This is a genomic window from Sphingobacterium sp. GW821-FHT03E03, assembly GCF_059420745.1.
Genome location: NZ_JBWKUH010000003.1, coordinates 59,538 through 83,791, shown reverse-complemented (window position 1 = coordinate 83,791; position 24,254 = coordinate 59,538). Strand labels below are relative to the sequence as shown.

Sequence of the window (24,254 nt, the reverse complement as noted above, 5' to 3'; positions counted from 1 at the left end):
ATGAAGAAACTAATCACAACCTTAACCAATATTTGGAAAATCGATGATTTACGTACGCGTATTCTAAATACCTTACTTTTTCTTTTGATTTACCGTATTGGATGTCACGTGGTATTACCAGGTGTAAATCCTCAGGCTTTGGCTTCCGGTCAAAAAGAGGGTTTATTGGGCCTATTGGATATGTTTGCGGGGGGCTCGTTCTCTCGTTCAGCTATCTTTGCGTTAGGGGTAATGCCATATATCTCGGCATCCATTGTTGTTCAATTGTTGGGCATCGCGGTTCCTTACTTCCAAAAGATGCAGAAAGAAGGGGAAAGTGGTCGTCAAAAAATGAATCAAATTACTCGCTATTTAACATTAGGGATTACTTTGCTTCAGGCTTTTGCTTATGTACGTACTCAGATCGAGCCAAGTGCTAAGACAATTGCTGACCCATTGTTCACGATTCTGACTGCCATAGTTTTGACAGGCGGTACTTTATTTGTGATGTGGTTAGGGGAAAAAATTACTGATAAAGGTATCGGTAATGGTATTTCTTTGATCATCATGACTGGTATTATCGCTCAATTGCCAAGTGGTATCACTGCGGAATGGGTTTCTAGAATGGCGAAAGGTGGTGGTGGTCCAATTCCATTGTTGCTTGAATTTGTGGCTTTATTTTTCGTTGTGATCTTTACGATCTTGATCGTACAAGGGGTTCGTAAGATCCCTGTACAATACGCGAAGAAAATTGTCGGAAACAAGCAAGTCGGTGGAGTACGTCAGTATATACCTTTAAAGGTAAATGCTGCAGGTGTAATGCCGATCATTTTTGCACAGGCAATTATGTTTGTGCCGATGAGTTTAGGACAGTTCTTCCCAAATCTTCAGTCGGAATTTTTGACCTCGTTGAGTAACTATACTTCTGTAGCATACAACGTGACTTTTGCGGTGTTAATTATCGCATTTACGTTCTTCTATACAGCGATCATGGTTAATCCGCAACAGATGTCAGATGACATGAAGAAAAACGGAGGTTTTGTTCCGGGTATTAAACCGGGATTGGAAACTAGTAATTTTATAGACCGCGTAATATCAAATATTACATTCCCAGGTGCAATTTTCCTAGCGATTATTGCTATTCTACCTGCTATTGCAAGTTTGTTTGGTATTAATAATCAATTTGCGCACTTCTACGGAGGTACGTCATTATTGATTTTAGTAGGTGTGGTGTTGGATACTTTGCAACAGATCGAATCTCATTTATTGATGCGTCATTACGATGGATTGATGAAAACAGGTCGTATTAAAGGTCGTTCGGCCGCGTCTGTTGAGGGAATGGATCATTCGGCAATTTAATTTCTTTAGATGTCTAAAGTATTTTATAAGTCAGCAGATGATATAGAGCAATTGCGGAAGTCAGCAGATGTGCTTTCGCAATTGCTTGGTGAAATCGCAAAAGTGATTAAACCTGGGGTAAAAACTATATCTCTTGATAAATTAGCTTATGAGTATATTCATGATAACGGTGGAACGCCGGCGTTCTTAAATTATCACGGATTTCCATACTCTTTGTGTATCTCTGTCAACGATCAGATTGTACATGGTTTTCCTAGCGATTATGAAATTAAAGATGGTGATCTTGTTTCAGTCGATGGGGGTGTCAATTTGAACGGTTTTATCAGTGATTCAGCCTATACTTTTGGTGTTGGTGAGATTTCTGAGGAAGCGCAGTTGTTGTTGGATGTCACAAAGGAATCATTGTACAAAGGTGTTGAACAGGCTGTGGCCGGTAAACGTGTTGGGGATATTTCCTCTGCAGTTCAAGAGTACGTGAGCAAGTTCGGTTTCGGGATTGTGCGTGAGCTGGTCGGACACGGAGTTGGGTATCATTTACATGAGAAGCCTGAGGTTCCGAATTACGGAAAACGTGGCGCAGGTCCAAAATTGGAAGAAGGTTTGGTTATTTGTATCGAGCCGATGATCAATGCGGGACGCGCGGGTGTTCGTTTTTGGGATGATGGTTGGACTGTAAGTACAGTAGATGGGAAGTTATCGGCGCACTTCGAACAGATGGTTGCAATCCGAAAAGGTGAACCAGATGTGTTGCTGACATTCGAACATGTAGAGAAAGTTTTGAACAAAAAGTAGTTGGTTTTCAATTATTTTTATTTATCTTTGCACTCCTGTTCGCAGGCTTTTAAATTAAATTTAATCGAGAATATATGGCTAAACAAGCCTCAATAGAACAAGACGGTATAATTAGAGAGGCACTTTCTAATGCTATGTTTAGGGTAGAATTGGAAAATGGACATGAAATCATTGCCCATATTTCTGGTAAAATGCGTATGCACTATATCAAAATTTTACCTGGGGATAAAGTTAAATTGGAAATGTCTCCGTATGATTTGACTAAGGGAAGGATCACTTACCGCTATAAATAGTCGTAAGCCTTTTAATTAGCGCAAGCTTTTGAAAAAATAAATATCATGAAAGTAAGAGCATCAATAAAAAAACGTAGCGCGGACTGTAAGATCATCCGTCGTAAAGGTAAAGTTTTTGTAATCAACAAAAAGAACCCAAAGTTTAAACAACGTCAGGGTTAATTCATTAAAAAAATAATAGCTTAATATTATATGGCAAGGATAGCAGGTATTGATTTACCTAAAAACAAAAGAGGTGTGATCGGCCTTACCTATATTTTTGGTATCGGTCGTACAAGAGCTGAATATATCTTGGAAAAAGCTGGTATCAGCGAAGATGTGAAGGTACAAGAGTGGAATGATGATCAATTGGCAGCAATTCGTAGCATCATCAACGATGAATTGAAAGTAGAAGGTGCATTGCGTTCAGAAGTTCAATTAAACATCAAACGTTTAATGGATATCGGTTGTTACCGTGGATTGCGTCACCGTAAACACTTACCAGTTCGTGGTCAACGTACTAAAAACAACTCACGTACTCGTAAAGGTAAACGTAAGACAGTTGCAAACAAGAAAAAAGCTACTAAATAATAAATAAGAAATGGCTAAAACTAAAAAAGCTGCAAAAAAGCGTATCGTTGTTATTGAACCTGTAGGTCAGGCTCACATTAACGCAACGTTTAACAATATCATTGTAACTTTGACTAACAATCAAGGACAAACTATTTCTTGGTCTAGTGCTGGTAAAATGGGTTTCCGTGGTTCTAAAAAGAACACTCCATATGCTGCTGGTCAGGCTGCACAAGATTGTGGAAAAGTTGCTCATGATTTGGGTTTACGCAAAGTTGAAGTGTTTGTTAAAGGACCTGGTGCAGGTCGTGAATCTGCAATCAGAACATTACAAACTGTAGGAATCGATGTGACTACTATCAAGGATATCACTCCACTTCCTCACAACGGTTGTCGTCCTCCAAAACGCAGAAGAGTTTAATTAATTTAAAGATAAGATTCATCGGCTATAGGCTGATAGATACTTTAATTGTAAAAGAAAATGGCTAGATATACAGGACCTAAGTCCAAAATTGCCCGTAAATTTAGAGAGCCGATCTTCGGCCCAGATAAAGCGTTAGAAAAGAAAAATTACCCTCCTGGACAACATGGAGCTTCTAAACGCAGAGGTAAACAATCTGAATATGCTATTCAGTTGTTGGAAAAACAAAAAGCAAAATACACTTACGGTGTATTGGAGCGTCAGTTCGCAAACTTATTTGTTAAAGCTGCCTCTAAACAAGGTATTACAGGTGAGATCTTCTTGAAATTATTGGAAGCTCGCTTGGACAACGTAGTTTACCGTTTAGGTATTGCTACTTCTCGTGCCGCTGCTCGTCAGTTGGTATCTCACAAACACATTACTGTTAACGGAAGTGTTGTTAACATTCCATCATATAGCTTGCGTCCAGGTGACGTTATAGCAGTTCGTGAACGTTCTCAAACGCTTGAAGCCATCTCAAATTCAGTTGCAGGTCGTACTGTAAATAAATTTTCTTGGTTAGAGTGGAATGCGAAAGAATTGACAGGTACTTTCTTAAGCTATCCAGAAAGATCTGATATTCCTGAAAACATCAAAGAGAACTTAATCGTTGAGTTATACTCTAAATAATAAATAAAATAGAAGTATGCATAGTCCATTTTTGGGGTATGCATCTTTCTATTGTATTACAATTATTATTACAAATAAAACATTAAAAGAAAATAAATGGCAATTTTAGCATTTCAAAGACCGGATAAAGTTATCATGCAAAAATCTACGGATTTTGATGGTACGTTTGAATTTCGTCCATTGGAGCCTGGTTTTGGTGTAACCATTGGTAATGCTTTGCGCCGTATTCTATTGTCCTCGTTAGAAGGATATGCAATTACGTCGATAAGGTTTTCTGGCGTTTCGCACGAATTTTCAACGATCAAAGGTGTTGTTGAAGACGTAACTGAAATTATCTTGAACTTGAAACAAATCCGTTTCAAAAAAACAGGTGAGATTGGCGACAACGAAAAGGTATTTGTAGTAATCAATGGTCAAGAACAATTCTTAGCTGGTGATATCACAAAATTCTCTAATAACTTTACTGTCTTAAATCCAGACTTAGTAATCTGTAACATGGATAACGCAGTGACAATTGAATTGGAATTGAGTATTGCTAAAGGTCGTGGATATGTAAATGCAGATGAGAATAAAGTGACTGATGCTCCAGTAGGTGTTATCGCTATCGATTCGATCTTTACTCCGATCAAGAATGTTAAATATACCATTGAGAATTACCGTGTAGAGCAAAAAACTGACTACGAGAAATTGTTGTTAGATATCTCTACAGATGGCTCAATTCACCCCGAAGAAGCTTTAAAAGAGGCTGCTAAGATTTTAATTCAACACTTTATCTTATTCTCTGATGAGAATATGCTTCTTGAGTCACAAACGAAAGAAGAAACTAAAGTAGTTGATGAAGAAATCTTGCATATGCGTAAGATTTTGAAAACTGAATTAGTAGACCTTGACCTTTCAGTGCGTGCATTGAATTGTTTGAAAGCTGCTGATATCCGCACATTAGCTGAGTTGGTAACTTACGACGTAGCTGATATGTTGAAATTCAGAAACTTCGGTAAAAAATCGTTAAGTGAAATCCAAGAATTGGTTAAATCTAAAGGTTTATCGTTCGGAATGAACTTAGCAAAATATAAATTAGACGAAGAATAATAATTTATTAAGCGACCACTATATGTAATTCCTCTTGAAGTCAATTGCTGAAGAAGATAGGCATATTGCCTCTGAAAAGTTTAGCAATTTAGGTAAAACAAGAACGGTACATATAGTATAATAAAATCAAAATGAGACACGGAAAAAAAGTAAATCACTTAGGCCGTACGGATAGCCATAGAAAAGCAATGTTGGCTAACATGGCAACATCATTAATCCTACACAAACGTATCACTACGACTTTGGCTAAAGCTAAAGCATTGCGTACATACGTTGAGCCTTTGATTACTAAATCTAAAAACGACACAACACACTCTCGTCGTACAGTATTCGCTTATTTGAAAGATAAAGACGCAGTTTCTATCTTGTTCCGCGAAATTTCTGAAAAAGTAGCTAACCGTCCAGGTGGTTACACTCGTATCATCAAAATGGAAAACCGTTTAGGTGATAACGCAGAAATGGCTTTCATCGAGCTAGTTGATTACAACGAAATCTACGGTAAAAAAGCTGCTGCAGCTGAGAAAAAAGCTACTCGTCGTCGTGGCGGTGCTAAAAAAGCTGCTGCTCCTGCTGAAACTGACGCTCCTGCGGAAGTAAAAGCTGAAGTAGAAGGTGAAGAAAAAGTTGACGGAGAATAATATTGTTCCCGTTATCATAGAAAAAGTCCTCTTTTTAAGGGGACTTTTTTTATTTTATGACCATTCCTACCGTTATAACTGATATATTTGTAATGCTAAAATCTGATAGCTTTTTCTAATACAAGCTATTTCGTTTATCAATCTATAATTCATTAAGATGAAACCATTTGATGTTTATCCCATTAATCCCATTAACATAGTTAAAGCTAATGGATCTACGGTGTGGGATGCCGAAGGAAATGCTTATTTGGACTTGTATGGTGGCCATGCCGTGATATCGATCGGACACACGCATCCACACTATGTGCAACGTATTACAGAGCAGTTGAATCGTATCGGATTCTATTCTAATTCTGTTGAAATTCCAATTCAGCGTGAACTTGCACGATTGCTTGGCGAAGTATCTGGTAAGGTTGATTATGACTTATTCCTTTGTAATTCTGGCGCTGAAGCGAATGAAAATGCATTGAAGCTTGCTTCTTTCTATAATAAGAGAAAAAAGGTGATTGCATTCTCTAAATCTTTCCACGGTAGGACGTCGTTGGCTGTAGCTGCTACGGACAACCCGAGTATTATTGCGCCTATTAACGAAACAGAGAACGTTGTTTTTCTTCCTTTCAATGATGAGGATGCACTAAAGGAAGCATTTTCAGCTTATGGTGAGGAAATATCTTCTGTTATTATCGAAAGTATTCAAGGTGTCGGTGGAATTAGGGAAGCATCCGTTGCCTTTCTTCAATTGATCCGCTCACTTTGTGACCAATATAATGCAATATTTATTGCTGATGAGGTGCAATGTGGCTATGGTCGGACAGGTTCCTTCTATGCACAGGATTATTCTGGAGTAGATGCGGATATTTACACGATGGCGAAGGGAATGGGGAATGGTTTTCCTATTGGTGCAATCAGTATCTCTCCAAAGTTTAAAGCTTCCCATGGTAGTTTGGGGACAACCTTTGGCGGCAACCATCTGGCCTGTGCCGCGGCTTTGGCTGTTTTGGAGGTCATCCAACAGGATCGTTTGATGGAGAATGCGAATGCTGTAGGACAGTATCTCATTGAGGAACTAAAGAAAATTGAAGAGATTGTAGAAGTGAGGGGTAGAGGATTAATGATCGGAATTGAACTTCCAGCATCTTTGGCACATGTAAAGAAAGATCTTTTATTAAAGAATCGTATTTTTACGGGGGAGGCTAAACCGAATGTTATTCGCTTGCTTCCTGCATTGAATATTACCAAAGAGCATGCTGATCAATTTTTATTGGCATTAAAAGAACATATAAAGGCGGTTGTAGTCGCTTAAAGATAATAGATGAAATAATCTAGATTGACTCCTGATGTCAGGGAAGATCAATCTGAATTGTTCCATTAGCATAAATAAACAAAGTGGGTAGCACAGTGTGTTGTGCCATAGAAAATACCCCCATAAATGATTTATATAGATGAAAAAGTTTTTCTCTGTAAAAGACGTATCCAGTGTAGCAGATGTTGTCCAGGAGGCGTTAGCGCTAAAAGCGGCACCTTATGATAATCAAGATCTTGGTAAACATAAAACCTTGGGCCTTGTGTTTTTGAACCCTAGCTTGCGTACTCGTTTGAGTACCCAAAAAGCGGCGATGAACTTGGGGATGAATGTGATGGTCATGAACATGGACAAGGATGGTTGGGCATTGGAAACACAGGATGGTGTCGTGATGAACGGCAGTACTGTTGAGCATATCCGCGAGGCAGCAGCGGTCATAGGCGAATATTGCGATATACTTGGATTGCGATCTTTTCCGAAGCTAAAGGACCGAGAGGAGGACTACAGCGAGGATCTATTCAATAAATTTATTAAATATTGTGGTGTTCCTGTTGTTTCTTTGGAAAGTGCCACACGTCATCCATTACAGAGTTTGACGGATATCATTACCATTACCGAGCATAAGAAGACGGCGAAACCAAAGGTTGTATTGGCTTGGGCTCCGCATGTGAAAGCTTTGCCACAAGCTGTGCCGAATTCCTTTGCAGAGTGGATGTGTAAGGCACAGGAAGAAGGGCTTGTCGAGTTTACGATTGCACAACCTATGGGTTATGAACTGAGCAAGGATTTTACAACGGGAGCTACGATTTCAACGAATTTAAATGACAGCCTGAAAGACGCTGATTTTGTTTATGTGAAAAACTGGTCATCCTATCAGGAATATGGTGAGGTGTATACGGTAGATGAGGATTGGATGATGGATAACGAAAAACTGTCTTTGACAAATGATGCGAAGGTCATGCATTGTTTGCCTGTAAGACGGGATCTGGAGTTGTCATCTGAGATTTTGGATGGACCGAATTCGTTGGTTATTAAAGAGGCAAGTAATCGTGTCTGGGCGGCTCAGGTTGTTTTAAAACGAATGCTGGAAGATCTAGTCTAAGACCGATCTTTTGATTATTGAGAAACTATTTTTATTTGGGAAAAGTTGCGTAATGGCTAATAGTGTATTAAATATTATAAAAATTGGCGGAAATATTATCGATGATGAGCGTCTGTTGGATTCTTTTTTAGAGAAATTTTCTGCATTGTCTGGGAAGAAGATCCTAGTGCATGGCGGTGGTAAAATTGCAACACGTTTGGCAAGTGAGCTTGGTGTACAAGCTCAAATGGTTGAAGGTCGTAGGGTGACAGACGAGGATATGCTACGTATCGTCACGATGGTATATGCTGGATTAACAAATAAAACCATCGTTGCCAAATTACAAAAATTGAAATGTGATGCTGTAGGTTTAACTGGTGCTGATGGCGATGTGATAAAGGCTATAAAACGCCCTGTCAAGGATATTGACTATGGTTTTGTAGGGGATTTATTGCATGATTCTGTGAATACACTGGCGATAAAAAAATTCCTGGAAGCAGGTTTTATTCCTGTGTTCTCCGCCATCACTCATAATGGTTTGGGACAGCTGCTTAACACCAATGCAGATACCATTGCCTCATCGTTAGCGGTCTCTCTGGCGTCTTTATATGAAACGTCATTGGTCTATTGTTTCGAGAAAAATGGTGTATTACGCGATGTGACAGATGAAAACTCGGTTATACCAACGATTAAATCCGAAGAATTTGAATATCTCAAGGAATCGGGAATTGTCAATGATGGTATGATTCCGAAACTACAAAATGCATTTAATGCAATAAATAAAGGTGTTCAAGAGGTATATATTGGTCATGCAAATAATTTGCACTTGTTCCAACAAGGGCAGTTTGGTACCTGCTTGACATTAAAGTAATCATGTAATCTAATCTAAACCCAACTATGAAAAAGGTCACTATTATCGGAAGTGGCAATATCGGTCTATCCTTGGCAAAAGGGCTTGTAAAAAGTGAATTTGCCAATGCTGCTGATATTACATTGACCCGGAGAAATCTGAATGCTTTGGCTGAAGAGGCAAGCCAGGGATTCTCGGTTAGTAATGATAATAAAGCTGCTGTTAAAAGCGCTGATATTATTGTCTTCGCCATATTACCACAGCAGTTAAAAAAGGTATTGGTTGAGGTTGCTCCCGAGATAGATAAGAAAAACCAGATTTTTGTATCCATAGTATCTGGTGTTTCATGTGCTGACCTAAAAGCGGTGTTGGGTGAGGATGCAACTGTAATACGTGCTATGCCGAATACGGCAATCGCGATTGCTCAATCGATGACTTGTATTGCTAGCGATAATGCTTCGGATGATAGTCTTGCTGAGGTAGAGAAGATGTTTGAGACCGTTGGATCTGTTGTCGTGATTAATGAAGATCTAATGACTTCGGCAACTGCCTTATGTGCCTGTGGAATTGCCTTTTTCCTACGTGCTATCCGAGCCGCGTCACAAGGTGGAGTCGAAATAGGTTTCCATGCACATGATGCCTTGAAAATGGCCGTTCAAACAGCTAAAGGCGCTGCCGATTTATTGTTACATACGAATGCTCATCCAGAAGGTGAGATTGATAAAGTTACTTCGCCGAAAGGATGTACTATTGCCGGATTGAATGAGATGGAACATAATGGTTTTAGTTCTGCATTTATCAAGGGAATAAAATTGTCTGCGGATAAAGCAGGAGGACTGTACCATGAAGGATAAAGATAGCTTATTTCAGAATAGTCTAGCTTTATTGAAAAAACTGATCACTGTATTTTCCCTAAGCCGTGAAGAAATGGTGACAGCTGACCTGATTGAAGCCTTCTTCAAAGAAAGGAATATTGCGACCTTCAGGAAAGGAAACAACGTTTGGGTATACAATGCACATTACGAATCAAATAAACCAACGATCCTGCTTAATTCACACCATGACACGGTGAAGGCTAACCCAGGTTATACCCGTGATCCATTGGCTCCTACGGAAGAGGAGGGGAAGCTCTATGGCTTGGGTAGTAATGACGCAGGAGGATGTTTGGTGTCACTGATTGCCACTTTCCTGTATTTTTACGAAGAGAAGGGTTTAAAATATAATTTTTGTCTGGCAGCGAGTGCCGAAGAGGAAATCTCAGGCAGAAATGGTATTGAATCTGTCTTGGAAGATATTGGAACGATTGATTTTGCAATCGTTGGCGAACCAACATTGATGGATCTTGCCGTAGCAGAAAAAGGGCTGATGGTATTGGACTGTAATGCAATGGGGATAGCAGGCCACGCCGCTCGTAACGAAGGTGATAATGCTATTTATAAAGCAATTAAGGATATTCAATGGTTTAAGGATTATGCTTTTGAAAAGACATCAGTGACCTTGGGGCCGATCAAAATGTCAGTGACGATGATTCAAGCGGGGTCGCAACACAATGTTGTGCCGGCCAACTGTAGTTTTGTTGTCGATGTAAGGACAACTGATGCTTATACCAATGAAGAAACCTTAGCGATAATCAAATCCCATGTATCTTCAGAAGTTTCGGCTCGTTCTACTCGTTTGAAATCTTCTTCTATTCCGGAAGAACACCCAATTGTCCAAGCGGGAATAACACTTGGACGGAAACTATATGGATCTCCGACGATGAGTGATCAAGCGCTTATTCCAGTGCCTTCTTTAAAGTTGGGGCCTGGAGACAGTGCAAGATCGCATATGGCGGATGAATTTATCTATATTGATGAAATTAGGGAAGGAATTGATTTGTATATAGCGATGCTACAAAAGATCGTATAAAAAAAGCTTCCAACTGTTGGAAGCTTTTTTTATACTAGACTAAGCTGATCTGACGCTTAATACTTTCTTCAAGGGAGATAATCGTTTCCGTACGCTGGATCCCAGGTACCGATTGGATATCTTCGTTTAATACTTTTCTGAGGTGGACAGTGTCCCTACAGATAATTTTTGCAAAAATACTGTATTGGCCGGTACAATAATGTAGCTCAACCACTTCTTTGATTTCTTTCAACTTATCTACCGCATCTGCATATTGTGAACCTTTTTCTAGATAGATACCGAGAAAGGCAGTGATGTCAAATCCAACTTTTTGAGGATTGATAATAAGATTTGAACCTCTGATGATACCTAGTTCTTCCATCTTCTTCATTCTAACGTGGATGGTACCACCTGATACGATTAGCTTTTTCGCTATTTCTGTATAAGGAATAGAAGCATCATTCATTAGAATAGACAGGATTTGGATATCCAAATTGTCTAGATCATAGTTTGCATATTGATTTTCCATTAACAATGGGTTTTGTGTTTCATTCATTGGTCATACATCAAAATCTGACCAATAGCTAAAATAATTAAATTTATTTCAAAATTACTAAGAATTTTCGGTTTATAGATGTAAATTTAATAAAAAATACTTATTGATATTGATAATGTTATATGTTTTTGATTGAAAGTGCTTATAATTGTTTTAGAGGTGATTTTATTGTAAGGTTATCGGATTGTTTCGTTATCTTGTTATTAAAGTCAGGAAGATGATAAAGATGTAGGATAAAGATCAAAAACAAAAGACAAGTAAGTAAGCAGCAGATATGTTAAACCAAAGTCTCCATACGCTTATCTAATATCTCAAGACTAGAATACAGATGGAAGAAGTTCAAGATGTAAAGATTTCGAGGAAGAAGCCGATCTTTGAAGTAGGGGAAGGGCTTCATAAATATCTTAAGCTATATCAACGGGATGAAAAGCTGCCCATTGGTTATAAGGATCTATTGAATTTTACAGAGACCGTACCGGTCATGGACAAATTTGGTAATGATACATTCTGGGAAACACCACTGTATCCTCAATATTTGATTGACCAACTATATGACGGGCTAAAGGTCATCTATGCAAAGCTTAAAGCTTCCGGTAACACACGTATTGTACAGCACAAATATATAGACCGTGTTGAGTACTGTGGTTTTGGTAATACAAGACCATTTCGGATTCGTATCGTAAACCGATTGAATGACGTTTATGATTATTTTTATATCAAACAGGCGGATGCATCACGGATCTACGGGTTGGAACTAGAGGAGATACTATCTCCAAATCAGGTCAATTATATGGTGGATCAGGATACACTTGTTGAAGAACATATCGTTGGCATCCCGGGTGATATTTTTTCGCAAACCAGGATGTTTACACCAGATTACAATTTGACACGTATTTCTAAGGAATTCGTCAAGTTTAATGAACGTTGTATTATCACGCTGCTGGGAGATATGCGCGCCTATAATTTTGTTATGCAAATTACACCTGATTTTGATGACTTTCAGTTTCGGATCAGAGCAATTGATTTTGATCAACAATTTTATGAGGGAAATCCCAAGGTATATATGCCGCAATTTTTTAAAGAGAACTATCCATATGTCAAGCTTGCGATGGAACATCTAACTGAAAAAACGGTATTGCAATATCAACAGGAAGAGCGGTCCTCGATTGTACATAGGGTACGAAGTGAGCGGCACCGGATCGCTGATCTTCGCGACGCTTCGCAAACTCAGATCCTTTCAACACCGGAAAATATTAAACAACTGCGCGAAGGCTACGCAGAGTTTTACCAAAATAATTCTTATTTGAAGTGCAAGACAATGACTGATATCGTCGAGTTAAACGTGAAGAATGTGATTCGGCAGGTACAGATGTAGTTATTTGATTCGGTCTTTGTTGTCTTTGATAAAAGAGGACCAACCTGAATAAGATTTGCCGCTGCCTGAGGTCCTATTTTTTTGAAATGAATGACAAACCGCAATTGCCAGCCCATCTGTTGCATCTAGAAATTGAGGTGTCTCTTCGAATTTTAAGAGATTTTTGAGCATGGCAGAAACCTGTTCTTTCGTGGCATTTCCATTCCCCGTAACTGATTGCTTTATTTTTCTGGGTGAATATTCAAAGATGGGAATATCCTGTGCCAGTGCTGCTGCCATGGCAACACCCTGCGCCCGTCCTAGTTTGAGCATCACTTGAATGTTTTTGCCATAGAAAGGTGATTCCAGCGCAACACAGTCTGGATTATATTCTTGCATTAATGCAGAGGTCTTTTTGAAGATGCGCTGTAATTTTAGGGCATGATCGTCGAGATGCCCCATTTTGATGACACCCATTGAAATAAGGGAGATTGTATTACCAACTTCTTTAATAATTCCGTATCCAAGTACTACTGTCCCGGGATCGATCCCTAAAATGATTCTTTCTTTCGCCTTTTCCTTCTGCATGTACAATATTACAAATTTTGCTTTTTATAAGTGGATTGCTGTACACAAAACTTAATCATTTGGCTAAAATTTAGTAACATTGCTCTCTAATTATCAAAAGTTGACTGGGAGACAAAAAAAATACATCAGTTTTTTATTGAAGATACTGGTTTTTGCACTTGCAACATGGTACATTATTACCAAGGTATCTGATAAGAGCAATATCGATAAGTTTAAGACACTAATTACAGGATTAGAGCAACATTCTGTTGTCTTGACATTGATCTTGATTGTTGTTTTAATGCTTGTAAACTGGCTTCTGGAGGTTGTTAAATGGCGCTATCTTGCATCCAAACTGGAGCATATATCCTTCTGGAAGGCATTTCAATCTGTTTTTTGTGGACTTACATGGGCGATTTTTACTCCGAATAGAATTGGCGAATATGGGGGGCGGGTGTTGTTCCTGAAACCGCAGAATAGGGCTAAAGGTGCTGTTGCGATGGGGGTAGGATTGTTTGCTCAATTGGTATTGACAAGTGTTGCAGGCTCATTGAGCATAGCTTGGTTTATCTGTAAGTTTTTATCCACGCCTTTATCCGTTCAATTTGGTGTCTGGTTGCTCGCTATTATTTATGCCGCCGGATTCGTCATCTTGTATTTTAATGTGAGATGGGTGGATATGCTTGTAGGTCGAATTAAGTTTTTGGCGAAAATCAAACCTTTTTTTGAGGTACTGGAGCATTATTCCGCACGTGAGCTGAGCATCGTTTTGGTAAACTCACTGGCAAGGTTTATTATTTTTACTTCGCAGTATATTATTTTGATGAAGCTGACATTACCTGAGCTGCCACTTCTCTCCATGGTTTTGATGATCTTTATCCTCTTTTTTGTTCAGGCAGCTTTGCCGACATTGGATATTTTCGATTTTAGTGTACGTAGCTTTGTGGCAAGTAATCTTTATAGCTATATTACAACACAAGAAATTGCGGTGATGGCAATTGTATCGTGTATTTGGTTTGTCAATTTGATTCTCCCTGCGATATTTGGTTCTATTTTTGTTTTTAAGATTAATTTTTTCGGTGATACAAATTCTTAGCTATTTATTGATCAGTTTTGCCTGCGTGTATGCTATTTTAGTGTTGTGGATGCGTAAAGGCTGGGCCACGATTCAAGCGCCCACAGGTCTCCTACCTTCTACCAAGACTGTATCAGTTATTATCGCTGCACGGAATGAAGAATTGAATATCCGGAGAACGATAGAATCAATATTGAACCAAAATTTTCCGAGTGAACTTCTTGAACTTATTATTATTGATGATCATTCGGATGACAACACTTCCACCATTGTAAAAGAATATGCCGAGCAAGGCGTGAAATTGATTCAGTTAAATGAGAATGGTCGAATGAATTCCTATAAGAAGCTGGCGATTTCAAGGGCAATTGACTGTTGCAAGGGGGAGATTGTCATTACTACGGATGCAGACTGTAGGATGGGGGCAAATTGGCTTGCGACAGTGATCGGAACATTTGAAAAGGAAGATGCTTATTTATTGTCTTCTCCAGTCGTATACTCGGAGGAAAAGAGCTTTTTTGAGCGATTGCAGACCTTGGAATTTCTGTATCTCATAGGTGTTGGTGCTGCAGGTATAGGCAATAGAAAGCCTACGACCTGTAATGGTGCAAATTTGGCCTACCGAAAAGATATATTCAAACAAATGGGCGGTTTTAAGGGTATCGACGAACTAGCCTCTGGGGATGACGAGTTATTTTTGCATAAAGTGGCGGAGAAGCACCCTGAACGAATTGCTTTCTGTAAATCGGAGGAAGCGATCGTGTATACAGATGCTAAGCCCGATCTTAGGTCATTTATTAGCCAACGAAGACGTTGGGCATCTAAGAGCACCAAGTATAAAAATAAGGGAGTTATTGCTTTAGGGATCGCTATTTGGCTGTTTAATGTGCTATTATTGGCCGGAGCCATTCTTTCAGTTGCAGGTATTAAAACTCTTGCTTGGGTGGTCCTTTTCGCATTGCTACTTAAAATGATAGTCGAATTGGTGTTTATCCAGCCTTTAACCAATTTTGCAAAACGGACTAATCTGCTTTGGTATCTTCCTATATTGAGTCTGGCCCATATTCTGTATTTAGCTTATATTGGAATATTGGGGAATATTGGAAAGTATGATTGGAAGGGTAGACAAGTCAAATAATTCTACTTTATTTTTCAACTTTCTGCTTAATAGTCTCTTCGGCTAGTTTTACAATTTCCTCAATATCTTTATCCTTTGTATCCAATGGATCAAGTACCTCCCATGTCATATGCAGAAAAGGAGTTAGCGGATACATACCATATTGTACCATTTCGTATGATCCTTTGATTGCAATCGGGACGACCAATGCATTTGGGTTTTTCTTTAATAATGTTGCAATACCACCAACATGAAAAGCTTTCATCTTACCTGTTTTTGATCGAGTTCCTTCTGGAAAGATAAAAGCAGACCAATTCTTTGTTTTCATATTGTTGGCAAGTTTGAGAATCTCAGCTATCGATTGTTTGGCGTCATTACGATCGATATTGGCTGCGCCACCATGTTTTAGATTGAACGAAATACTTGGTATACCACTGGCCAGCTCAATTTTTGAGATAAATTTTCCATGAAATCTTCGCAGAAAATAGATAAGCGGTGGAATGTCAAAGGTACTTTGATGATTGGCAACAAATATAATGGGCTGTCCTAATGGGATGGATTTGTTGTCGATAAAAGTGACCCTATTGAATAATGTATAGTAAGATGCAACGAGGCATGCATTTAAGATGTCAACACTTTTTTTGTGTGCATTATAGCCACCGAATTTCAAGCATAGCCATTGGATGGGGTGGAATATAATCAAGGATAAGCCAAAACAGAACCAAAATATAATAGATAGAATATAGCCTAAAAACTTTTTCATTTGCTTTTTTTATTGTTTACAAATATATCATTAAGCAATGATTTTGAAAAATATTGATAATATTGTATTTGATTTTAACATTATTAATATTAAATTTAATAATATCAATAGTATTATTGTTAAATGAAAAAGATACCTGTAAATTGTCCATGTTGTGATGCGAAGTTGAACGTCTCCAAGCTGGTCTGCGATTCCTGCGACACTGAAGTTGTTGGTAAGTTTACTTTACCCTTACTGATGCAGTTGACAATCGAGGAGCAGGAGTTTGTCCTCAATTTCTTAAAGTATTCAGGTAGTTTAAAAGAAATGGCTAACCAGATGGGTAAATCGTACCCAACTGTTCGTAATATTCTGGATGATCTGATTCATAAATTAAATTCGCTCGCCGATGAAAATTAAACATTTATTTTTAAATCCGTTTGCGGATTTTTCAGAACGGACATTGTTTCTCGTGGGTATCATCGGTTTCTTGTTATCCAGTTACCTTGTTTATTTATCAGGTCAGCAGTTCAATGGTTTTATGCACTTCTATAAGCCTGAGGTAACCGTTTCCTTTATTGCGGTGTTAAAAGTCCATGCCTATATGGTTTTGGCTCCTTTAATTCTACTGTATATTGCGGGGGGTATTGCCAATAATAAGACAAGAATTATCGACGTGTTGAATGTTATCTTGATTGCTCCATTTCCACTTTATTTAATGTTGTTTTTGAGCAGGTTAATCAATCAGGACAAGGTTACCAGTGAGATAGATCAAGCGTTAAAAAATGGTGACCATACCTTGTCGAGTATAGACAAGGGGCAGATGGCACTATTTGGCTTATTTGGGATCTTTGTGTTATTTCTCTTGTTTTATCAGTTCTATTTATTGGTAAAAGGAATGAATATCGCTGTTAACAATAAAAAGATTTGGGTAAGCATTTTGTTTGTGGCATTATATTTTATGCTTGATTTGGGTATACAGTTTTATTTTTAACGGACAGAAAACTATGAAGAAAATTTTCTACTTATTTTTGATCTTTTTGCATTTTTCATGTGCTGATGCGCAAACCTTTGATGGTTCGTGGAAGGGGGAGGTGAATGTGTCAGGACAGAAACTACTTTTGGTATTCAACCTGAAGAAGGATAGTGATGCGAATTGGGTGGGGACCTTTGAAAGCCCAATGCAGACCTCATTGAAGTTTCCAGTTAATACAATAAAAACCCATAAGGATTCGATCTCAATGGATGTCAAAGCAATTGGGTTATCATATACGGGCTATCTGGATCGGGATAAAGATGTGATGAAGGGTGTCATGAAACAGGGAAATTTCGAGTCTGCGATGATATTGGTGCGTAGTGAGAACGAGCAAAGCGGGCTTTCACGTAAGCAAGATGTCTTTCCTCCATATGATTATATTGAACAGGACGTTTCTTTTCAAAATGCAAAAGGCAATGCTTCTCTGGCAGGTACCCTGACTTATCCAAAAGGTGGAGGATCTTTTCCGGCTGTCATTTTGGTCAATGGGAGTGGACAGCAAAATAGAGATTCAGAAGTTTTTGGGCATAGACCATTTAAGGTGTTAGCGGATCATCTCAACAAAAATGGCTTTGCTGTTTTACGTTATGATGACCGCGGTATTGGCGGTTCGAAAGGTGAGGTTAACTTGGCGACAACAATTGATTTTGCATCGGATGCAAATTCGGCCGTGGATTTTCTAAGCAAACAGCAAATGGTCAAAACTGATAAAATTGGTATCATTGGCCATAGTGAAGGTGCTTTGATAGCAGAAATAGTTGCTGCTGAAAACGATAAGGTCGATTATATTGCTTTGTTGTCTGGACCAGTCCTCAAAGGTGACTCCTTATTGATCTTGCAAAGCTATGCTTTGGGGAAAGTGGCTGGACTATCTGAGCCTGCGTTGGAGGCAAATAAGCTCAATAACAGAAGGCTATATGACATTCTGCTAAGGGACGAGCCACCAAAGGTTTTGGCAGAATCATTGGAAAAAGAACTTATCCGTCAAAACAATGGAAGTGCATTAACATCTGATATGAAAGTTAAATTGAGCCCGATGTTGATCCCATGGTTCAAAACTTTCCTACGTATTGATCCTGCATATTATCTGAAACAAGTAAAAGTACCTGTTTTTGCTTCTTTTGGAGGTAAGGATATTCAGGTTCCTGCAAATGAGAATATCTATGCACTTCAACGCCTGCACTTGAATACGACAGATGTTACCATTAAAGACTATCCAAATTTGAATCATCTGTTTCAAAATGCGCAAACAGGAAAAATTGAGGAATATTTTGAAAATCCGGAAAGTTTCAATGAGCAATTGATGGATGATCTGACCAAATGGCTTAAATTGAAAACAAAGTAATCGAATCTCGATGCTCGTGGCTATGACATATACCTTTGGGCAATATGGAATAGCTGCCCGTTATAAAGGAGAATATTAATGGGATTGTCTTAAAATTAAAAAGCCTGATTGCAAACCAGAGTTAAATTGTGGGGATAATTTTAAAAATACAGAAAGACATGAAAAAATGACCAAAATTCATTGGGAACTTGGTCATTTTTCATTTGATTTAATGAAGTTTCAAAATTTTATTTGAGTCATTTGCAAAATCGACTTTTGATATAGCCCTTTCATATATGAATATTTTGATGCTAATCGTAGACTGCTATCTGGTCAATATTTGTTATGGTGTTGTATTGGCAACAGGTAGGATTTTGCCGTTAAAGTATTTGTGCCCATTCTGCGCAAACTCCGCAATATATCTGCCCATTTCAAAAGCTAATGTACCTGCCTCCATACCTGGAAAAGCGGCTTCAAACATTTCAGTTTGTGATGATCCTAGGGCCAGGCAGTTGACTTTGATTCCTCTTTCCTTAAATTCTTCAGCCAGACATTCCGTTAAAATTGCCAATGCACCTTTACTGGTAGAATAGGCAGATAGACCTGGAAACTTCATCGAGCCTTGAAATCCACCCATACTACTGATGTTGACAATATGTGAACCTTCATGCATGAATGGAACGATATGCTGAATCATATTAACATGTCCTATCACATTTGTCTGGAGCATTTCTGCAAAATCCTGTCCACTAGTTTCCATAAAAGGTTTATTCACTAATGCTCCAGCATTGTTGATCAGGATATCAACGGTATCGAATTTCGATTGAATAAAAGGGACCAATGTTGCGTAGTCGTCATAAACGATATCAAATTGAGCGGGGAAGAGTGCTCCTCCATCATGATTGAGCTGACTTGCAATTTCATGAAGTTTTCTCAATTTATCTGCTGATCGGGCCAATGCGATAACCTTGTTGTCCTTTTTTGAGGTCAAATCAAGTACCGCTTCAAACCCAACTCCGCTACTTGCTCCTGTGATAATAATATTCGCCATGTTTATTCTTCTAATTTTTGACTTTGCTCGACTTCCTCTACAGAAGGGAGTTTATCCTCTCCGATTGCTTTGGGATTGAAGATAAAATAAATTCCTGAAAGAGCGACCATCGCTGAGATAATATAAAATAACAATGTGATCAATACAGCATTGTGTGAATCTACGTGAAAAATGCCTGCTCCCCACATGATAACAAGTTCACGCATACCCAATCCGCCTACTGAAAAAGGAATAATAGATACTAATGAAGATGCTAGAAATAGAAATAAGTAAGGTGAAAACTTTCCATTAAACCCTAGCGCGTAAAGAATCAAAATTGCAGCGATTACTTGCATAGACTGTACACCTATTGCTTTTAAATGTGCCTTTAAAAAGGTAGCCTTGTACTCTTTGAAAAATTTTGTGACAATAAAATAGTAAAGGATACTACCCAATATGAATAATATGATCGTCAGGTAATTTGGTATGCCCAGTTGTGGCATATAGGTAATTAAAGCCGCAATAATTAAGCATAAGGCCCATAAGCCACTTAGTCTATCTAGAAATAATGCCGTAAATAATTTCCTGCCTTTAATACTGAACCTTTTCCGGAGGAAGAAGATCTTGTAGCCATCTCCACCTACTCCACCGGGTAGAATCAGGTTATAGAATAGTCCCAATTGATAGAGTTTTAAATTGTATTTTTCAGATACATCTAAGCCAATAGCCCTTAAAAAGGTCAGTAAGCGTGAAGAGGATATAAATATCGATATACTATAAGCTAATAAGGCTAAAAATAAATAGATGGGATTTGAATTAATTACAGCTTCTTTGAGATCTTTGAGTGAAACTTTACTGAAAACCCAATACAAGGCTCCTACAGTAACGACAATCTTTAATACGTTTTTTAGAATCTTTAAACCTTTTTTTTTGTCCATAGAAGTTTATTTTTCCAATCTTAATCAATTATAATAGCGATTTTGGAAAATTCAAAGTTAGGAACTTTGTCGAATTGTGCAATTGAACCTAGGCAATAGTTGGGTAAATTCTTGAATACAATAATATCAGGTATAAAATACCGAATATAGTCGCAAGAGAAAATAGCCAATTTAGGTCAATTCTATTATATTTGTGCTTAAGCACAGCAATCATTAATCCGACGATAAAGCAAAATAATAAAATAGGGGCAATGAAAGCAACCTTATTTGTGAAAGCGAGGCTTATTTGGCTTAATTTTGCTTTGGCTTCCTGTCCTAAAAACAGTGGATAGGCGGCGAATGCCAAGAGGATAATAAATAACCGCAAAAGAGTTTTTGCTATTATTTTGCTTATGGTATGATTTTTGACTGTTACGTTCATGATCTGTGGATTAATTTACCCCAAAAATACAATTTGAAATTAAAATTTATACATATGAATCGATTCGTTTTATCATTAGCAACTGTTTTTGCTACGGTGACCTTATTTTGTTGTGGTGCACAAGCGCAAGGTACATCATCTGGAAATCCTGGTAATGGTTCTTCCAATACAAGTGCAGCTTCGGGACCTAGCGCTTCAGAGTGGAAATCTGCGGTGAAAGGAACTTGGACACTAAATTCAATCGATAGAGAAAATTTGCCTTCGACTTTCACTATTAAAAGTGTTTTTGAAGAAGCTCCGGCGGAGTGTTTTGTCGGTAGTAACTGGAACTTTATTGGAAATGGAAAGGGATCAATCACGTTCAATGCGCAAGGTACTTTATGTGCTCCAGGTGCATCACGTGAGATTTTTTGGTCTATCTATAATCCTGGAAAAGGTTTAGGTGAACCACAATTCCAATTTAAAAAGATCTATGCAGGTGATAAGGCAAAAAATGTAAAAACAGGTTACCGTTTGGATCTATCTTATTCTGATGGTAATAAATTAGTCATGAAAATGCCGTTGACAGTTGCCAATGGTGAAGCATATTTAGTGTTTAATTTCTCGCGTGTAAACTAAGGTCAAACGAGAAAAAAAGAATAACGAGAAGCTATAGGAATTCCTATGGCTTTTTTTGTTGAAAATTTAATACTTTTACAGTCCGAAACGATTATGATTTATTCAACTCGCTTCATCACCTTTAAAAACAGATTGATCTGATAAAAATAGCATGAGCCCCAAGGATTAGCTTAGGACATGCTTAATATAACTAGAAATATGGCTGAACAAAACACGAAAACTGCATTGATAACAGGTATCACAGGTCAAGATGGTGCCTATTTAGCAGAATTCCTATTGAAAAAAGGTTATAAGGTACATGGTCTAAAACGCCGTAGTTCTCTGTTCAATACTGATCGTATTGATCACCTTTATCAAGATCCTCATCTTGACAATAGAAATTTCACATTGCATTTCGGTGATTTGACGGATTCAACCAATTTGATCCGTGTTATTCAAGAGACTCAGCCTGATGAAATTTATAATCTTGCAGCCCAATCCCACGTAAAAGTAAGCTTTGATACACCTGAGTATACAGCAAATGCTGACGGTATCGGCACGCTCCGTATATTGGAAGCAGTCAGATTACTTGGGATGATTGAGAAGACGCGCATTTATCAGGCGTCAACGTCAGAATTATATGGCCTTGTGCAAGCGGTGCCACAAAGTGAGACGACTCCTTTTTATCCAAGAAGTCCTTATGCTGTTGCCAAAATGTATGGTTACTGGATTACGGTTAACTATCGGGAAGCTTACAAGATGTATGCTTGTAATGGAATTTTGTTCAATCACGAAAGCCCTGTCAGGGGGGAAACATTTGTGACCCGTAAAATTACCCGAGCAGTAGCAAAAATTGCTTTAGGTTTGCAGGACAAACTTTACCTTGGAAATCTTTCCGCTCAACGTGATTGGGGACATGCAAAAGATTATGTTGAAGCAATGTGGTTAATCCTCCAACAGGAAAAACCTGAGGATTTTGTAATTGCAACCGGAGTCACGACAACTGTTAGAGACTTTGTTCGTTTGGCCTTTGCCGAATTGGGGATAGAAATAGAATTTAGTGGAAAAGGCGAACAGGAAAAAGGCGTTATAATAGATGTCGACGAGGAGCGTTTGGCCGAATTAAATATTGATAAATCGCCTATTAAGTTTGGACAAACTGTTGTTAAAGTGGATACTGCTTATTACCGACCAACAGAGGTTGACTTACTCATTGGAGATCCAACAAAAGCAAATACTAAGCTGGGTTGGATTCCTAAATATGATCTCCAAATGTTGGTAACAGATATGGTACAATCGGATCTTCACTTGATGAGAAAGGAAGAATATCTGAAACAAGGCGGTTTTGAGACCTTGAACTATTTTGAATAATCATAAATAATAGAGGAAAAATAAAACTGGAATAATTTTTGTTTAAACATTTAAATGGTATGAATCAATAAGTTCATATGATGAAAATGACAGTGCATGTATTATGATGAATTCAGAGGTTGTTTCGAGTAAGAAGGAAGATGAGAAGAAGAAAGATTCTTCTAAAGTTTATTTCTTCATCATTGCGATAGCGGCGTTACTAGCAACAAATATATATTTTTATGTTAAGTTTAAGACGAACGGCGAAAAAGTCTATGCCTTAACAGTGGAAAAAGAAAACCTTCAGGTACAAATCGATCGGATAGAAGCCGAATTGGATAAGATTGATGTTGAAAACGTTCAATTGACTCCTGAAATGACTGTACAAAAGGAAGACTCTAGAACTGAGATTGCAGAACTCCGCAAAAAGCTTGAAAATAAGAGTATTACTTCTAAGGATATTGATGACGCTCAACGCAAAATTAACCTGTTAAAAAAACAAGTTGATAACTATCGTGTAGATGTTCAACGATTGATTCAGGAAAATCAAATTTTATCAAAGCAGAACTCTAATTTAAATGAATCGGTAGTCGAGAAAAATAAGCAAATTACTTCTTTGACAACGACTAATTCTGAATTGAAGGAGAAGGTGACAACAGCATCTGCTTTGAAGGTTTCAAGTATTAGTATCAATGGCCTTGAGGTCAAAAGAAATGGAAAGGAATCTGTTGAAGAGCGCGCTAAGCGGGTGGATAAATTGAAAATCAATTTCACTATCGCTGATAACTCGCTTGCTAAAAGCGGAGAACGTGACATTTTTATAAGAATAATCGATCCTCAGGGAAATCTTGTCGTCCAAGGAGATAATATCTTCTTTGTACACGGTGAAAAATTACAGTATACCTTTAAACATAATATTTTGTTTACGAATAAGGGTGAGGATTATATCGTGTATTGGGCTGCCGAAGATGGTTTTACCAAGGGAGCATATACGATATTGCTTTATGAGGACAATGCGATCATGGGTAGATCAACCGTTGTATTGCGTTAGCAAGATATTACGTAAAGAATAGAGAAGGGGCAGTTCAGAGTTGAGCTGCCCCTTTTGCTTTAGTTATTACATGTAATAACCTCCGAGAGGGTCTTTAAATATTCGTCCTGAATAGGTTCACTTTTACTTTTTGCAGCCGTATTTCGTAATTAGAGCCTCTTTAGTAGCGGTGCTGCCCTTATTCTTCCT

The 24,254-nt window shown here is 38.2% G+C and carries 28 protein-coding genes; 23 read left to right on the top strand and 5 right to left on the bottom strand.

Going from position 1 to position 24,254, the window contains the following annotated elements; all coding sequences use genetic code 11:
• From secY to AC07UV_RS05315, 14 genes are all read left to right on the top strand, one after another.
• Positions 1-1,338, top strand: coding sequence for a preprotein translocase subunit SecY (gene secY / locus AC07UV_RS05380; RefSeq protein WP_108636196.1), 1,338 nt, complete (start codon positions 1-3; stop codon positions 1,336-1,338).
• Positions 1,339-1,347: 9 nt separating this feature from the next.
• Positions 1,348-2,130: a type I methionyl aminopeptidase gene (gene map / locus AC07UV_RS05375; protein ID WP_104385207.1), complete on the top strand. Its 783-nt coding sequence runs from the start codon at positions 1,348-1,350 to the stop codon at positions 2,128-2,130.
• Between the two features lie 74 nt (positions 2,131-2,204).
• Complete coding sequence (infA, locus tag AC07UV_RS05370) at positions 2,205-2,423, top strand: translation initiation factor IF-1 (RefSeq protein ID WP_002997456.1); 219 nt, start codon at positions 2,205-2,207, stop codon at positions 2,421-2,423.
• A 45-nt stretch (positions 2,424-2,468) separates the two neighbouring features.
• The gene (ykgO, locus tag AC07UV_RS05365) at positions 2,469-2,585 is read left to right on the top strand and encodes a type B 50S ribosomal protein L36 (protein ID WP_013665024.1); all 117 of its coding nucleotides are present in this window, start codon (positions 2,469-2,471) and stop codon (positions 2,583-2,585) included.
• Positions 2,586-2,615: 30 nt separating this feature from the next.
• Positions 2,616-2,993 (top strand): 30S ribosomal protein S13, encoded by a 378-nt coding sequence (rpsM, locus tag AC07UV_RS05360; protein WP_495182965.1) that lies wholly within the window; start codon positions 2,616-2,618, stop codon positions 2,991-2,993.
• A gap of 10 nt (positions 2,994-3,003) precedes the next feature.
• Entirely contained in the window at positions 3,004-3,393 is a 390-nt protein-coding gene (rpsK, locus tag AC07UV_RS05355) for a 30S ribosomal protein S11 (RefSeq protein ID WP_046674885.1), read from the top strand.
• Positions 3,394-3,453: 60 nt separating this feature from the next.
• On the top strand, positions 3,454-4,062 hold the full coding sequence (gene rpsD, locus AC07UV_RS05350) for a 30S ribosomal protein S4 (RefSeq protein WP_495182964.1): 609 nt from the start codon (positions 3,454-3,456) through the stop codon (positions 4,060-4,062).
• A 96-nt stretch (positions 4,063-4,158) separates the two neighbouring features.
• Positions 4,159-5,151, top strand: a complete 993-nt coding sequence (locus AC07UV_RS05345) for a DNA-directed RNA polymerase subunit alpha (RefSeq protein ID WP_077438111.1) — start codon at positions 4,159-4,161, stop codon at positions 5,149-5,151.
• 131 nt (positions 5,152-5,282) lie between these two features.
• Positions 5,283-5,789, top strand: coding sequence for a 50S ribosomal protein L17 (gene rplQ, locus AC07UV_RS05340; protein ID WP_120261728.1), 507 nt, complete (start codon positions 5,283-5,285; stop codon positions 5,787-5,789).
• Between the two features lie 157 nt (positions 5,790-5,946).
• The gene (locus tag AC07UV_RS05335) at positions 5,947-7,092 is read left to right on the top strand and encodes an aspartate aminotransferase family protein (protein WP_495182963.1); all 1,146 of its coding nucleotides are present in this window, start codon (positions 5,947-5,949) and stop codon (positions 7,090-7,092) included.
• A gap of 139 nt (positions 7,093-7,231) precedes the next feature.
• On the top strand, positions 7,232-8,194 hold the full coding sequence (locus AC07UV_RS05330) for a Rossmann-fold NAD(P)-binding domain-containing protein (protein ID WP_495182962.1): 963 nt from the start codon (positions 7,232-7,234) through the stop codon (positions 8,192-8,194).
• Between the two features lie 52 nt (positions 8,195-8,246).
• Positions 8,247-9,044 carry an acetylglutamate kinase gene (argB, locus tag AC07UV_RS05325; protein WP_120261725.1) on the top strand — a complete coding sequence of 266 codons (798 nt, stop codon included), beginning with the start codon at positions 8,247-8,249 and terminating at the stop codon, positions 9,042-9,044.
• Between the two features lie 26 nt (positions 9,045-9,070).
• Complete coding sequence (gene proC / locus AC07UV_RS05320) at positions 9,071-9,877, top strand: pyrroline-5-carboxylate reductase (RefSeq protein ID WP_282250617.1); 807 nt, start codon at positions 9,071-9,073, stop codon at positions 9,875-9,877.
• Positions 9,867-10,931 (top strand): M20 family metallo-hydrolase, encoded by a 1,065-nt coding sequence (locus AC07UV_RS05315; protein WP_495182961.1) that lies wholly within the window; start codon positions 9,867-9,869, stop codon positions 10,929-10,931. The genes proC and AC07UV_RS05315 overlap by 11 nt, the downstream gene beginning before the upstream one ends.
• A gap of 34 nt (positions 10,932-10,965) precedes the next feature.
• On the opposite strand, the gene AC07UV_RS05310 is transcribed toward AC07UV_RS05315, so the two are convergent.
• Positions 10,966-11,439 carry an Lrp/AsnC ligand binding domain-containing protein gene (locus AC07UV_RS05310; RefSeq protein ID WP_046674894.1) on the bottom strand — a complete coding sequence of 158 codons (474 nt, stop codon included), beginning with the start codon at positions 11,437-11,439 and terminating at the stop codon, positions 10,966-10,968.
• Between the two features lie 355 nt (positions 11,440-11,794).
• Here AC07UV_RS05310 and AC07UV_RS05305 point away from each other — a divergent pair, with 355 nt between their 5' ends.
• Positions 11,795-12,841 (top strand): hypothetical protein, encoded by a 1,047-nt coding sequence (locus AC07UV_RS05305; protein WP_120261722.1) that lies wholly within the window; start codon positions 11,795-11,797, stop codon positions 12,839-12,841.
• On the opposite strand, the gene ruvC is transcribed toward AC07UV_RS05305, so the two are convergent.
• Positions 12,842-13,408, bottom strand: coding sequence for a crossover junction endodeoxyribonuclease RuvC (gene ruvC, locus AC07UV_RS05300; protein WP_495182960.1), 567 nt, complete (start codon positions 13,406-13,408; stop codon positions 12,842-12,844).
• 136 nt (positions 13,409-13,544) lie between these two features.
• Here ruvC and AC07UV_RS05295 point away from each other — a divergent pair, with 136 nt between their 5' ends.
• Positions 13,545-14,483 (top strand): lysylphosphatidylglycerol synthase domain-containing protein, encoded by a 939-nt coding sequence (locus AC07UV_RS05295; protein WP_495182959.1) that lies wholly within the window; start codon positions 13,545-13,547, stop codon positions 14,481-14,483.
• On the top strand, positions 14,467-15,597 hold the full coding sequence (locus tag AC07UV_RS05290; RefSeq protein ID WP_495182958.1) for a glycosyltransferase: 1,131 nt from the start codon (positions 14,467-14,469) through the stop codon (positions 15,595-15,597). The genes AC07UV_RS05295 and AC07UV_RS05290 overlap by 17 nt, the downstream gene beginning before the upstream one ends.
• A gap of 7 nt (positions 15,598-15,604) precedes the next feature.
• Here AC07UV_RS05290 and AC07UV_RS05285 read toward each other — a convergent pair whose 3' ends face one another.
• Positions 15,605-16,339 carry a lysophospholipid acyltransferase family protein gene (locus AC07UV_RS05285; RefSeq protein ID WP_223584528.1) on the bottom strand — a complete coding sequence of 245 codons (735 nt, stop codon included), beginning with the start codon at positions 16,337-16,339 and terminating at the stop codon, positions 15,605-15,607.
• Positions 16,340-16,462: 123 nt separating this feature from the next.
• Here AC07UV_RS05285 and AC07UV_RS05280 point away from each other — a divergent pair, with 123 nt between their 5' ends.
• Genes AC07UV_RS05280 through AC07UV_RS05270 form a run of 3 tightly spaced genes read left to right on the top strand, consistent with a single transcriptional unit; the run spans position 16,463 to position 18,699 of the window.
• On the top strand, positions 16,463-16,738 hold the full coding sequence (locus tag AC07UV_RS05280; protein WP_495182957.1) for a DUF2089 family protein: 276 nt from the start codon (positions 16,463-16,465) through the stop codon (positions 16,736-16,738).
• Positions 16,728-17,312 carry a YIP1 family protein gene (locus tag AC07UV_RS05275; protein ID WP_495182956.1) on the top strand — a complete coding sequence of 195 codons (585 nt, stop codon included), beginning with the start codon at positions 16,728-16,730 and terminating at the stop codon, positions 17,310-17,312. Before AC07UV_RS05280 ends, AC07UV_RS05275 begins: the two co-directional genes overlap by 11 nt.
• Before the next feature lie 13 nt (positions 17,313-17,325).
• Positions 17,326-18,699: an alpha/beta hydrolase family protein gene (locus AC07UV_RS05270; RefSeq protein WP_495182955.1), complete on the top strand. Its 1,374-nt coding sequence runs from the start codon at positions 17,326-17,328 to the stop codon at positions 18,697-18,699.
• Between the two features lie 322 nt (positions 18,700-19,021).
• Here the strand turns inward: AC07UV_RS05270 and AC07UV_RS05265 are convergent, their stop codons facing one another.
• Complete coding sequence (locus tag AC07UV_RS05265) at positions 19,022-19,729, bottom strand: SDR family NAD(P)-dependent oxidoreductase (protein WP_495182954.1); 708 nt, start codon at positions 19,727-19,729, stop codon at positions 19,022-19,024.
• 2 nt (positions 19,730-19,731) lie between these two features.
• Positions 19,732-20,646, bottom strand: coding sequence for a lysylphosphatidylglycerol synthase transmembrane domain-containing protein (locus AC07UV_RS05260; protein ID WP_282250604.1), 915 nt, complete (start codon positions 20,644-20,646; stop codon positions 19,732-19,734).
• A 475-nt stretch (positions 20,647-21,121) separates the two neighbouring features.
• On the opposite strand from AC07UV_RS05260, the gene AC07UV_RS05255 reads away from it, so the two are divergent.
• The 3 genes from AC07UV_RS05255 (at position 21,122) to AC07UV_RS05245 (ending at position 24,065) form a co-directional block, all read left to right on the top strand.
• Positions 21,122-21,685 carry a lipocalin family protein gene (locus tag AC07UV_RS05255; protein ID WP_495182953.1) on the top strand — a complete coding sequence of 188 codons (564 nt, stop codon included), beginning with the start codon at positions 21,122-21,124 and terminating at the stop codon, positions 21,683-21,685.
• Positions 21,686-21,883: 198 nt separating this feature from the next.
• The gene (gene gmd / locus AC07UV_RS05250; protein WP_495182952.1) at positions 21,884-23,035 is read left to right on the top strand and encodes a GDP-mannose 4,6-dehydratase; all 1,152 of its coding nucleotides are present in this window, start codon (positions 21,884-21,886) and stop codon (positions 23,033-23,035) included.
• A gap of 103 nt (positions 23,036-23,138) precedes the next feature.
• Entirely contained in the window at positions 23,139-24,065 is a 927-nt protein-coding gene (locus tag AC07UV_RS05245) for a DUF8428 domain-containing protein (RefSeq protein WP_495182951.1), read from the top strand.
• The last annotated feature ends 189 nt before the right edge of the window (positions 24,066-24,254 follow it).

What these genes read in the sequence shown, in the direction of transcription:
- proC (WP_282250617.1), top strand. Translation starts at nt 9,071, where the DNA reads ATGAAAAAGGTCACTATTATCGGAAGTGGCAATATCGGTCTATCCTTG.
- AC07UV_RS05330 (WP_495182962.1), top strand. Translation starts at nt 7,232, where the DNA reads ATGAAAAAGTTTTTCTCTGTAAAAGACGTATCCAGTGTAGCAGATGTT.
- AC07UV_RS05245 (WP_495182951.1), top strand. Translation starts at nt 23,139, where the DNA reads ATGATGAATTCAGAGGTTGTTTCGAGTAAGAAGGAAGATGAGAAGAAG.
- rplQ (WP_120261728.1), top strand. Translation starts at nt 5,283, where the DNA reads ATGAGACACGGAAAAAAAGTAAATCACTTAGGCCGTACGGATAGCCAT.
- AC07UV_RS05345 (WP_077438111.1), top strand. Translation starts at nt 4,159, where the DNA reads ATGGCAATTTTAGCATTTCAAAGACCGGATAAAGTTATCATGCAAAAA.
- map (WP_104385207.1), top strand. Translation starts at nt 1,348, where the DNA reads ATGTCTAAAGTATTTTATAAGTCAGCAGATGATATAGAGCAATTGCGG.
- AC07UV_RS05275 (WP_495182956.1), top strand. Translation starts at nt 16,728, where the DNA reads ATGAAAATTAAACATTTATTTTTAAATCCGTTTGCGGATTTTTCAGAA.
- rpsK (WP_046674885.1), top strand. Translation starts at nt 3,004, where the DNA reads ATGGCTAAAACTAAAAAAGCTGCAAAAAAGCGTATCGTTGTTATTGAA.
- AC07UV_RS05280 (WP_495182957.1), top strand. Translation starts at nt 16,463, where the DNA reads ATGAAAAAGATACCTGTAAATTGTCCATGTTGTGATGCGAAGTTGAAC.
- AC07UV_RS05260 (WP_282250604.1), bottom strand. Translation starts at nt 20,646, where the DNA reads ATGGACAAAAAAAAAGGTTTAAAGATTCTAAAAAACGTATTAAAGATT.
- gmd (WP_495182952.1), top strand. Translation starts at nt 21,884, where the DNA reads ATGGCTGAACAAAACACGAAAACTGCATTGATAACAGGTATCACAGGT.
- AC07UV_RS05265 (WP_495182954.1), bottom strand. Translation starts at nt 19,729, where the DNA reads ATGGCGAATATTATTATCACAGGAGCAAGTAGCGGAGTTGGGTTTGAA.
- AC07UV_RS05285 (WP_223584528.1), bottom strand. Translation starts at nt 16,339, where the DNA reads ATGAAAAAGTTTTTAGGCTATATTCTATCTATTATATTTTGGTTCTGT.
- infA (WP_002997456.1), top strand. Translation starts at nt 2,205, where the DNA reads ATGGCTAAACAAGCCTCAATAGAACAAGACGGTATAATTAGAGAGGCA.
- secY (WP_108636196.1), top strand. Translation starts at nt 1, where the DNA reads ATGAAGAAACTAATCACAACCTTAACCAATATTTGGAAAATCGATGAT.
- ykgO (WP_013665024.1), top strand. Translation starts at nt 2,469, where the DNA reads ATGAAAGTAAGAGCATCAATAAAAAAACGTAGCGCGGACTGTAAGATC.
- AC07UV_RS05315 (WP_495182961.1), top strand. Translation starts at nt 9,867, where the DNA reads ATGAAGGATAAAGATAGCTTATTTCAGAATAGTCTAGCTTTATTGAAA.
- AC07UV_RS05305 (WP_120261722.1), top strand. Translation starts at nt 11,795, where the DNA reads ATGGAAGAAGTTCAAGATGTAAAGATTTCGAGGAAGAAGCCGATCTTT.
- AC07UV_RS05255 (WP_495182953.1), top strand. Translation starts at nt 21,122, where the DNA reads ATGAATCGATTCGTTTTATCATTAGCAACTGTTTTTGCTACGGTGACC.
- AC07UV_RS05310 (WP_046674894.1), bottom strand. Translation starts at nt 11,439, where the DNA reads ATGGAAAATCAATATGCAAACTATGATCTAGACAATTTGGATATCCAA.
- rpsM (WP_495182965.1), top strand. Translation starts at nt 2,616, where the DNA reads ATGGCAAGGATAGCAGGTATTGATTTACCTAAAAACAAAAGAGGTGTG.
- AC07UV_RS05270 (WP_495182955.1), top strand. Translation starts at nt 17,326, where the DNA reads ATGAAGAAAATTTTCTACTTATTTTTGATCTTTTTGCATTTTTCATGT.
- ruvC (WP_495182960.1), bottom strand. Translation starts at nt 13,408, where the DNA reads ATGCAGAAGGAAAAGGCGAAAGAAAGAATCATTTTAGGGATCGATCCC.
- rpsD (WP_495182964.1), top strand. Translation starts at nt 3,454, where the DNA reads ATGGCTAGATATACAGGACCTAAGTCCAAAATTGCCCGTAAATTTAGA.
- AC07UV_RS05335 (WP_495182963.1), top strand. Translation starts at nt 5,947, where the DNA reads ATGAAACCATTTGATGTTTATCCCATTAATCCCATTAACATAGTTAAA.
- argB (WP_120261725.1), top strand. Translation starts at nt 8,247, where the DNA reads ATGGCTAATAGTGTATTAAATATTATAAAAATTGGCGGAAATATTATC.